The sequence below is a fragment of the Halomonas stenophila genome (assembly GCF_014192275.1).
GTDB lineage: Bacteria > Pseudomonadota > Gammaproteobacteria > Pseudomonadales > Halomonadaceae > Halomonas > Halomonas stenophila.
Genome location: NZ_JACHXR010000001.1, coordinates 898,194 through 907,490 on the forward strand (window position 1 = coordinate 898,194; position 9,297 = coordinate 907,490).

The 9,297-nt window shown below is 67.5% G+C and carries 8 protein-coding genes; 4 read left to right on the plus strand and 4 right to left on the minus strand.

The window, feature by feature from the left end; translation table 11 throughout:
• Positions 1 to 2: 2 nt before the first annotated feature.
• Positions 3 to 1,379 carry an amino acid carrier protein gene (locus FHR97_RS04070; RefSeq protein ID WP_183382453.1) on the minus strand — a complete coding sequence of 459 codons (1,377 nt, stop codon included), beginning with the start codon at positions 1,377 to 1,379 and terminating at the stop codon, positions 3 to 5.
• A gap of 517 nt (positions 1,380 to 1,896) precedes the next feature.
• Here FHR97_RS04070 and gcvH point away from each other — a divergent pair.
• Together gcvH and gcvP are read left to right on the plus strand one after the other, a co-directional pair.
• Positions 1,897 to 2,289 carry a glycine cleavage system protein GcvH gene (gene gcvH / locus FHR97_RS04075; protein WP_183382454.1) on the plus strand — a complete coding sequence of 131 codons (393 nt, stop codon included), beginning with the start codon at positions 1,897 to 1,899 and terminating at the stop codon, positions 2,287 to 2,289.
• Positions 2,290 to 2,378: 89 nt separating this feature from the next.
• On the plus strand, positions 2,379 to 5,273 hold the full coding sequence (gene gcvP, locus FHR97_RS04080; RefSeq protein ID WP_183382455.1) for an aminomethyl-transferring glycine dehydrogenase: 2,895 nt from the start codon (positions 2,379 to 2,381) through the stop codon (positions 5,271 to 5,273).
• Positions 5,274 to 5,345: 72 nt separating this feature from the next.
• On the opposite strand, the gene FHR97_RS04085 is transcribed toward gcvP, so the two are convergent.
• Entirely contained in the window at positions 5,346 to 6,278 is a 933-nt protein-coding gene (locus FHR97_RS04085; RefSeq protein WP_183382456.1) for a LysR family transcriptional regulator, read from the minus strand.
• 190 nt (positions 6,279 to 6,468) lie between these two features.
• Between FHR97_RS04085 and ppnN the strand changes: the two genes are divergently transcribed.
• The gene (gene ppnN, locus FHR97_RS04090) at positions 6,469 to 7,830 is read left to right on the plus strand and encodes a nucleotide 5'-monophosphate nucleosidase PpnN (protein WP_221187651.1); all 1,362 of its coding nucleotides are present in this window, start codon (positions 6,469 to 6,471) and stop codon (positions 7,828 to 7,830) included.
• A 165-nt stretch (positions 7,831 to 7,995) separates the two neighbouring features.
• On the opposite strand, the gene FHR97_RS04095 is transcribed toward ppnN, so the two are convergent.
• Together FHR97_RS04095 and FHR97_RS04100 are read right to left on the minus strand one after the other, a co-directional pair.
• On the minus strand, positions 7,996 to 8,367 hold the full coding sequence (locus FHR97_RS04095; RefSeq protein ID WP_183382457.1) for a hypothetical protein: 372 nt from the start codon (positions 8,365 to 8,367) through the stop codon (positions 7,996 to 7,998).
• 2 nt (positions 8,368 to 8,369) lie between these two features.
• A complete protein-coding gene (locus tag FHR97_RS04100) occupies positions 8,370 to 8,834 on the minus strand; it encodes a flavodoxin domain-containing protein (RefSeq protein ID WP_183382458.1) in 465 nt (154 codons plus the stop codon).
• Positions 8,835 to 8,998: 164 nt separating this feature from the next.
• Between FHR97_RS04100 and FHR97_RS04105 the strand changes: the two genes are divergently transcribed.
• Positions 8,999 to 9,205, plus strand: a complete 207-nt coding sequence (locus FHR97_RS04105) for a DUF2788 domain-containing protein (RefSeq protein WP_183382459.1) — start codon at positions 8,999 to 9,001, stop codon at positions 9,203 to 9,205.
• The last annotated feature ends 92 nt before the right edge of the window (positions 9,206 to 9,297 follow it).

Consider the following 9,297-nt stretch of genomic DNA (forward strand, 5'->3'; position numbering starts at 1 on the left):
GCTCACTTGTTGAGGTCCTCGCCCGGCAGCACGGGCCGGCCCTCGAAGTAGTCCTTGGTCAGCTGGAACACCACCGGCGACAGCAGTGCCAGGGCGATCAGGTTGGGGATGGCCATCATGGCGTTGAACACGCTGGCCAGCAGCCACACGAAGCCCAGCGGCAGCACGGAGCCGACGAAGATCGCCAGGATGTAGACCACCCGGTAGACCTTGATCGAGGCCACGCCGAACAGGTACTCGAAGCACTTCTCGCCGTAGAAGGCCCAGCCCAGGATGGTGGTGAAGGCGAACACCGCCAGGGCGAAGGACACCACGTACTGGCCGACCCCCGGCAGGGCCTCGTTGAAGGACAGGGCCGTGAGGGAGGCGCCGGTCTCGCCGGAGGTCCAGGCGGTGGTCAGGATCGCCAGGGCGGTGATCGAGCAGACCACGATGGTGTCGATGAAGGTCCCGAGCATGGCGATCAGGCCCTGGCGCACCGGGTTCTTGGTCTGCGCCGCGGCGTGGGCGATGGGCGCGCTGCCCAGGCCCGCCTCGTTGGAGAAGACCCCGCGGGCGACACCGAACTGGATGGCCTTGGCCACGGCGGCCCCGGCGAAGCCGCCGGCGGCGGAGATCGGCGTGAAGGCGTGACCGAAGATCATGCCCAGGGCGCTGCCGACCTGGTCGGCGTTGATGATCAGCACCAGCAGGCCACACACGATGTAGGCGATGGCCATGATCGGCACCAGCTTGCCCGCCACCTTGGCGATCCGCTTGATGCCGCCGAGGATCACCGCACCGGCGAGCACCATGATCACCAGGCCGGTGATCCAGTGGGGCAGGCCGATGGACTGGCCGAGGCCGTCGGCCACGGAGTTGGACTGCACGGTATTGCCGATGCCGAAGGCCGCCACCGCCCCGAACAGCGCGAAGGCACCACCGAGCCAGCCCCACTTCCTGCCCAGGCCATTGCGGATGTAGTACATGGGGCCGCCGACGTGATCGCCGGCCTCGTCGACCTGGCGATAGCGCACCGCCAGCACCGCCTCGGCGAACTTGGTGGCCATGCCCACCAGGGCGGTGATCCACATCCAGAACACCGCCCCGGGCCCACCGAGGAAGATGGCGGTGGCAACGCCGGCGATGTTGCCGGTGCCGATGGTCGCCGACAGCGAGGTCATCAGGGCGTTGAAGGGCGATACTTCACCTTCCCCCTCCTCGCCCTTCGCGGTGGTGCGCCCCTGCCACAGCAGCTTGAAGCCCATGCCCAGCTTGCGGATGGGCAGGAAGCGCAGGCCCGCCTGCAGATACAGGCCGACGCCCAGCAGCAGCACCAGCATCAAGGGGCCCCATACGACCCCCTCGATGGCTGACAGTAGATTGGTAAAGGTTTCCACGTCTCGTCTCCCTATACTGGTTGTTGTTATGCACCAACGTGCATGTGCTCGCGGTCGGGTGAAACCACGCTGATACGAACACGCGTACCATAGCGGATACGTCCGTTGGCGCTCCAGTCTCCTATTGGAAAATTTGGTGATTCCTCGATCCGGCAGGACAAAGTATAGTCACAGCCGCGCCCCGAGCCATCATCATGTGCTCCTCCTGGCCGCGGTTGCCGCCCCGAACGCCTGCACCGGTCTCCGGGGCGCCACCGAGAAACTTGTTTCTTATCGGAAACGCTGCCACTCTAGCCGTGGCACCCCGCCAGGGCAAGGGCCGGCCATGGACGGCGCGGCTTGCGCGCTCGGCGCACCGGGCCATCACGGAACTGGGCAAGACCCGCGACGGGCACCTAAGCTGGGGGTGGATCCTCCCCGCCACGGGGGAATCCAGGCCTACCGGGGCTCGCCAAACGGCCACGAGGGCGTTAGCATGCCCCCGCTTCAGAAAACCTTTTTCGTATAGGAAATCGTCATGAGCTCTATCCCCGCCAACCTGCGTTATGCCGAAAGTCACGAGTGGGTGCTGGACAACGGTGACGGCACCGTGACCATCGGCATCACCGACCATGCCCAGCAGTCGCTGGGCGACGTGGTATTCGTCGAACTGCCCGAAGTCGGGGCCACCCTGGCCAAGGGGGACGAGTTCGGGGTCGTCGAGTCGGTCAAGGCCGCCTCCGACCTCTACGCCCCGGTGTCCGGTGAAGTGGTGGCGGTCAACGAGGCCCTCGAGGATGCGCCGGAGTCCATCAATGAGTCGCCCTACGAGGATGCCTGGATCATGAAGGTACGCATCGAGGACGCCGCCGCCCTCGACGACCTGATGGACGCCGACGCCTACGAGGCCGTGGCCGACGCCGACGACTGATCCCTCCCGGCGGACCCGACCGGCGGTCGGGTCCCGGCTTCCCGCTCTCCTGCCCCGACTCGGGTGACGACACGCAAACAGGGTATTCCATGGCTTTCGACAAACGCCGCCTGGCCGACCTGGCCAATCATGATGCTTTCATCCGTCGCCACAACGGCCCGGAGGCTGCCGACGTGGCCGCCATGCTGGCGACGCTGGACATGGACAGCATGGCCAGCCTCATCGAGCGCACCGTGCCGGCAGGCATCCGCCTGGGGCGTGAGCTGGACCTGGATCCGCCGCGCAGCGAGGCCGAGGCCCTGGACTATCTCTATCGCCTGGCCCGCCAGAACCGCGTGGCCAGGAGCTACATCGGCCAGGGCTACTACGACACCCACCTGCCGGCGGTCATCCAGCGCAACGTGCTGGAGAACCCGGGCTGGTACACCGCCTACACCCCCTACCAGCCGGAGATCTCCCAGGGCCGCCTGGAAGGCCTGCTGAACTTCCAGCAGATGGTCATAGACCTCACCGGCATGGGCCTGGCCAATGCCTCGCTGCTCGACGAGGCCACCGCCGCCGCCGAAGCCATGGCGCTGTGCCGTCGCGCCAACAAGAAGGCCAGGACCGATGCCTTCTTCGTCGCCGACGATGTCTTTCCGCAGACCCTCGACGTGGTGCGCACCCGGGCCCACTACTTCGGCTTCGAGCTGATCGTCGGCCCGGCCGAGGAACTGGCCGCCCACGACGTGTTCGGCGCCCTGCTGCAGTATCCCGGCGACGGCGGCCGGGTCCACGACCTGGCCCCGCGGCTGGCCGCGGCCAGGGACAAGGGCATCATGACCTGCGTGGCCGCCGATATCATGTCGCTGGTGCTGCTCAAGGAGCCCGGCGCCCTGGGCGCCGACATGGTGGTCGGCTCCGCCCAGCGCTTCGGCGTGCCCATGGGCTTCGGCGGCCCCCACGCCGCCTTCTTCGCCACCACCGACAAGCTCAAGCGCTCGATCCCCGGCCGGATCATCGGGGTCTCGAAGGACAACCGTGGCCACACCGCCCTGCGCATGGCCATGCAGACCCGCGAGCAGCACATCCGCCGCGAGAAGGCCACTTCCAACATCTGCACCGCCCAGGCACTGCTGGCCAACATCGCCGGCTTCTACGCCGTCTACCATGGGGCCGAGGGGCTGCGCACCATCGCCGGGCGCATCCACCGCCTGACCACCATCCTCGCCGAGGGCCTGAGGCGCAGCGGCATCACCCTGACCCATGACAGCTGGTTCGACACCCTGCGGCTGACCGGCGCGAATGCCTTCAAGATCCACGGCCGCGCCATGGCCCACGACGTCAACCTGCGCTACTTCGCGGGTGGCGACGTGGGCATCAGCCTCGACGAGACCACCACCGCCCACGACCTCGACCTGCTGTTCGACGTCCTGCTGGGCGAGGAGCATGGCCTGTCCGTGGCCGCCCTCGATGCCGAGATCATCGCCAAGGGCAGAAGCGGCATCCCGGCGGCCAGCCGCCGCGAGTCCGAGTTCCTGACGCACCCGACCTTCCGCCGCTACCACAGCGAGACGGAGATGCTGCGCTACCTCAAGCGACTGGAGAACAGGGACCTCTCCCTGGCCCACGCCATGATCCCGCTGGGCTCGTGCACCATGAAGCTCAATGCCACCACGGAGATGATTCCCATCACCTGGCCGGAGCTCGCGCGCATCCACCCCTTCGCGCCCAAGGACCAAGTGGCCGGCTACAAGCAGATCATCGACGAGCTGGCCGCCTTCCTGGTGGAGATCACCGGCTACGACCATATCTCCATGCAGCCCAACTCCGGCGCCCAGGGCGAGTACGCCGGCCTGGTGGCGATCCGTCGCTACCAGGCGGCCCAGGGCCAGGGGCACCGCGACGTCTGCCTGATCCCCAACTCCGCCCACGGCACCAACCCGGCGTCGGCGGCCATGGCCCACATGAAGGTGGTAGTGGTGGAGTGCGACGAGGACGGCAACATCGACCTCGCCGACCTGCGCGCCAAGGCCGAGCAGCACGGCGACGCCCTCTCGGCGATCATGCTCACCTACCCGTCCACCCACGGGGTCTTCGAGGAAGGCGTGCGCGAGGCCTGCGAGATCGTCCATGCGCACGGCGGCCAGGTGTACATCGATGGTGCCAACATGAACGCCCAGGTCGGCCTGGCCCGCCCCGGCGACTTCGGCGGCGACGTCAGCCACCTCAACCTGCACAAGACCTTCTGCATCCCCCACGGCGGCGGCGGGCCGGGCATGGGCCCGATCGGCGTCAAGGCCCACCTGGCGCCCTACGTCGCCAACCACGTGGTGCGTCCGCTGGACGGCGTCGAGGCGGATGCCGGCGCGGTCTCGGCGGCGCCCTTCGGCAGCGCCTCGATCCTGCCGATCTCCTGGGCCTACATCAAGATGATGGGCGCGCGCGGCCTGCGCGAGGCCACCGAGCTGGCCATCCTCGGCGCCAACTACATCGCCCATCGCCTGGGCGAGCACTACCCGGTGCTCTACAAGGGCGCCAACGGCACCGTGGCCCACGAGTGCATCATCGACATCCGCCCGCTCAAGGCGGCCTCGGGGATCAGCGAGGAGGACATCGCCAAGCGCCTGATGGACTATGGCTTCCATGCCCCGACCATGTCCTTCCCGGTGCCGGGCACGCTGATGATCGAGCCCACCGAATCGGAGTCGCGCTACGAGCTGGACCGCTTCTGCGACGCCATGATCGCCATCCGCGAGGAAGTGGCGCGGGTCGAGGCCGGCGAGTGGCCGGCGGACGACAACCCGCTGGTCAATGCCCCGCACACCATGGCCGACCTGATGGACGCGAACTGGGAGCGCCCCTACTCGCGAGAGCTCGGCGCCTTCCCCTCGGAGGCGGTCAAGGCCGCCAAGGTCTGGCCGGCGGTCAACCGGGTCGACAACGTGCTCGGCGACCGTCAGCTGATCTGCTCCTGCCCGAGCATCGACGCCTACCGCGAGTGAACCGGCGCCCCGGACCGCGAAGCCCCGCCAATGGCGGGGCTTTTTCCTGGCAGGAGGGGTGGGCTCGCCGGCTCAGCCCAGACGCTCGCCGGCCGCGGGCACCGGCAGCTCGCCGTGCCCGTAGCGCTCGTGGCGACGGTGCTCCCGGAAGGCCTTGAGCAGTCGGGTGTAGCGTCGCGGCATGCGGCTGCCTCGCCGGGTGACCAGGTAGAGGGTCTCGTGGACCGGATGGGGCAGCGACAGCTCCTTGACCTGGCGCTGCCAGGGCGAGGTCTCCAGCACCAGCCGCGAGACCACGGTGAACCCCAGGCCGCGTGCCACGGCGTCCAGCACCATGCTCACCTCGTTGGTGAAGCCCTGGCGGGGAAAGTGGCTCATCGAGCGGAACTCCACCGGGAAGTTGTGGCGCAGCAGCACCCCGGCATGGTTGACGCCATCGGAATAGCTGATGAAGCCGATGCCCATCAGGTCGGCCAGGCCGGTGCCGGCGAAGTCCGCCGGCACCACCAGGCACAGGGGCTCCTGGTGCCAGGCCTCGCAGTCGATGTCCGGATGGCGCACGGCCTCGGTGACGATGCCCAGGTCGTGGCGCCCGGCCAGCACGTCGGTGACGATCTCGTGATTGAAGGCGAAGCTGTAGCTGACCGTCAGCCCGGTGTGCATCTGCTGCTGACCCAGGATGAAGGGATACAGCATCAGCCCGACGCTGCCCGGCGAGGCGAGGCGGCACTCGCCGCTGTCGAGGCTCTCGTCGTCCAGCGAGTGGCGGAACTGCTCATGCTCGGCGAACAGCTTCAGGGCATAATCGTAGGCACGCCGCCCCGCCTCGGTGAGCACGAAACGCCGCCCCTGGCGGTCCAGCAGTGGCTTGCCCAGGTACTGTTCTAGCTTGCGCACGTGCTGGCTGACCCCCGGCTGGGTCATCTCGAGACGTCGGGCCGTGCGCGTGAAGCTGCCGGTCTCGACGAGGGTGATGAAGGTACGGAAGTACTGGGCGTTGAACATGGCAGGAGCGTCGCTGCAGGGGACCGGGCGCGACCATTCTACCAGCTCGCCCCCCGCACCGCAGCGCTGCCCGCAACAAGGCGGCGTGGTAGCATGAGGGCATCATCCACCGGCATCGCCGCTCGGGTCGGCGAGCCAAGCCGCGGGCCCTATCCGCCCGCCTCTATCTCCAGTGACACGGACGCCCTGAATGGCCGACACCATCTCCAGCACCATCTCCCCGGAAGGCAGCCTCGAGATCCTCTCGCAGCACGAGGTCAACCGGCTGCATGACACCTCCCGCCGCGGGCTCCATGAGCTGCTGCGCAGCTGCTCCCTGGCCGTGCTCAACTCCGGCAACCCCACCGATGACGGCCTCGCCCTGATGGAGACCTACCCCGACTTCGACATCGAGGTGCTCCAGCAAGATCGCGGGGTGCGCCTCAAGCTGACCAACGCCCCCGCCGAGGCCTTCGTCGACGGCAAGATGATCCGCGGCATCCGCGAGCACCTGTCCTCGGTGCTGCGCGACATCGTCTACGTCTACAACGAGATCCAGACCCACCACCGCTTCGACCTGACCACCGCCGAGGGCACCACCAATGCGGTCTTCCACATCCTGCGCAAGGCCGGCACCCTGAAGCCGAGCCGCGACCCCAGCCTGGTGGTGTGCTGGGGCGGGCACTCGATCAGCCGCGAGGAATACGACTACACCAAGCACGTCGGCTACCACCTGGGCCTGCGTGAGCTGGACATCTGCACCGGCTGCGGACCGGGCGCCATGAAGGGGCCGATGAAGGGCGCCAACGTGGCCCATGCCAAGCAGCGCCGCAACGAGGGCCGCTACCTCGGCGTCTCTGAGCCCGGCATCATCGCCGCCGAGGCGCCGAACCCGATCGTCAACGAGCTGGTGGTGATGCCCGATATCGAGAAGCGCCTGGAGGCCTTCGTGCGCCTGGGCCACGGCATCATCGTCTTCCCCGGCGGCGTGGGCACCGCCGAGGAGATCCTCTACCTGCTCGGCATCCTGCTGCACCCGGACAACGCCGACATGGAGCTGCCGGTGATCCTGACCGGACCCGCGGATTCCGCCGACTACTTCAAGCGGATCGACGAGTTCCTGGTCTACACCCTGGGCGAGTCGGTGCGCCGCCTCTATCGCATCATCATCGACGACCCCATCGAGGTCGCCCGCACCATGCGCAAGGGCATCGACGATGTCACCGAGTACCGCCGTGCCCGCCAGGACGCCTTCTACTACAACTGGCGGCTGACCGTGGTCCGGGACTTCCAGGAGACCTTCGAGCCCAGCCACGAGTCCATGGCCGGCCTGGCCCTGCACCGCAACCAGCCGGTGCACGAGCTCGCCGCCAACCTGCGTCGGGCCTTCTCCGGCATCGTCGCCGGCAACGTCAAGGAGCGCGGCATTCGCCTGATCGAGGCCCATGGCCCCTTCCGCCTGAGCGCCGAATCCGAGCTGATGGCCCGGCTGGACGAACTGCTGGGCTCCTTCGTCGCCCAGGGCCGCATGAAGCTCGCCGGCGGGTACGAGCCCTGCTATACGCTGGGCTAAGAGTGAAGAGTGAAGAGTGAAGAGTGAAGAGTGAAGAGTGAAGAGTGAAGAGTGAAGAGTGAAGAGTGAAGCAGGCAGGAGAACCCTGCTGATCGCAGTTCTCAACTCTTCGCTCTTCTTCCTCGCCGCGTTTCGTCTTCCCTCTTACACCTTCCCTCTTGCGCCTTATCTCTCGTCGACCGGCTTCCACCAGAGGCCGAGGGCGTGCAGCAGCAACCCCGCGGTGGCGCCATGGGACACCAGCAGCGCCCAGCCTCGCCAACCGGCCGCCAGCAGCTGCCAGCCCGCGGTGACCAGGACCCCGGCCACCAGGCAGACCACCAGGCGGCGGAGCAAGACGGGCAGGCGCCCGCGAGCCTCGGCGGCCAGCAGGCGCCACTGGGCCAGCGCCACGCCACTCACCACCACCAGGGCGATCCCCAGCAGGGTCAGGCGGCTCTGCTGGCCTTCCATCAGGTAGCGCGGCAGGCTGACCAGCATGACGGCGGCGAGTCCCACCAGCAGGCTCAGGCGCTCCGGCGTCGGCGAGGCGCCCATGCTCAGGCGACCTTGAGCTGCTGGGCCTCGATCCACTCCTCGACCCAGGGCAGGGCCTCGTCGTCGGCCATGAAGGTTTCCATGGCGTCCACCTCGAGGCGCTCGCCCAGGCGCGACGCCCCCTGGCCCTGGAGCAGTTCGTCGAGGCTGCGACCGGCCCCGCAATAGGAGTCGACGTAGGAGCTGTCGCCGAGGGCGATCAATCCGTAGCGCAGCGAGCCGAGGCCGGGACTCCGGGTCTCCAGCTCGCGCACGAAGGGCACGATGTTGCCGGGGTAGTCGCCACTGCCGGTGGTCGAGACGCAGAACAGCGCCAGGTCGGTGGGCGATCCGGTCAGGTCGTCCAGGGTCGGCTGGTCATAGATGGCGACCTCGTAGCCGGCCTCCTCGAACAGCGGCTTGACCTGTTCGGCCACGTCCAGGGCGCCACCATACATGGTACCGACGAAGATCTTCAGCATGGGCATGTCGTGGAATTACCTGAGAATTTCACTCGGATACTAACACGGGGCGGCCCCACCCCGCACCCCGGCGGGAGGGACAGCGTGCCGCGCCCGCCCCTCCTGCGGGCGCACGAGAGAGCGAGTATAATGGCGCACGCGATTCTCCCACTCTCTGCCCCGGAGGCAAGATGCAACAGACCTTCGAAGCCTGGATCACGCCGCTGATGATCGGCGGACTGATGCTGTTCATGTGCTTCATCATCTGGGACCTCGCCAAGCAGTCCCGGGCCGGCCGCTTTGGCACCATCATGCTCTTCGTGGTGCTCGGCGCCGGCATGCTCGGCTATGTCTTCAAGCTGGTGGTCAGCTGGGCCCTGGAGCACGGCATCATCTAGTACTACTGTGTCACAAACATCGCCAGGCGCTGTATAAGGCTGCCATGATCCCTTGGTGCAGCATCCAGCGCAGGGTGGTGATTGAATCACTC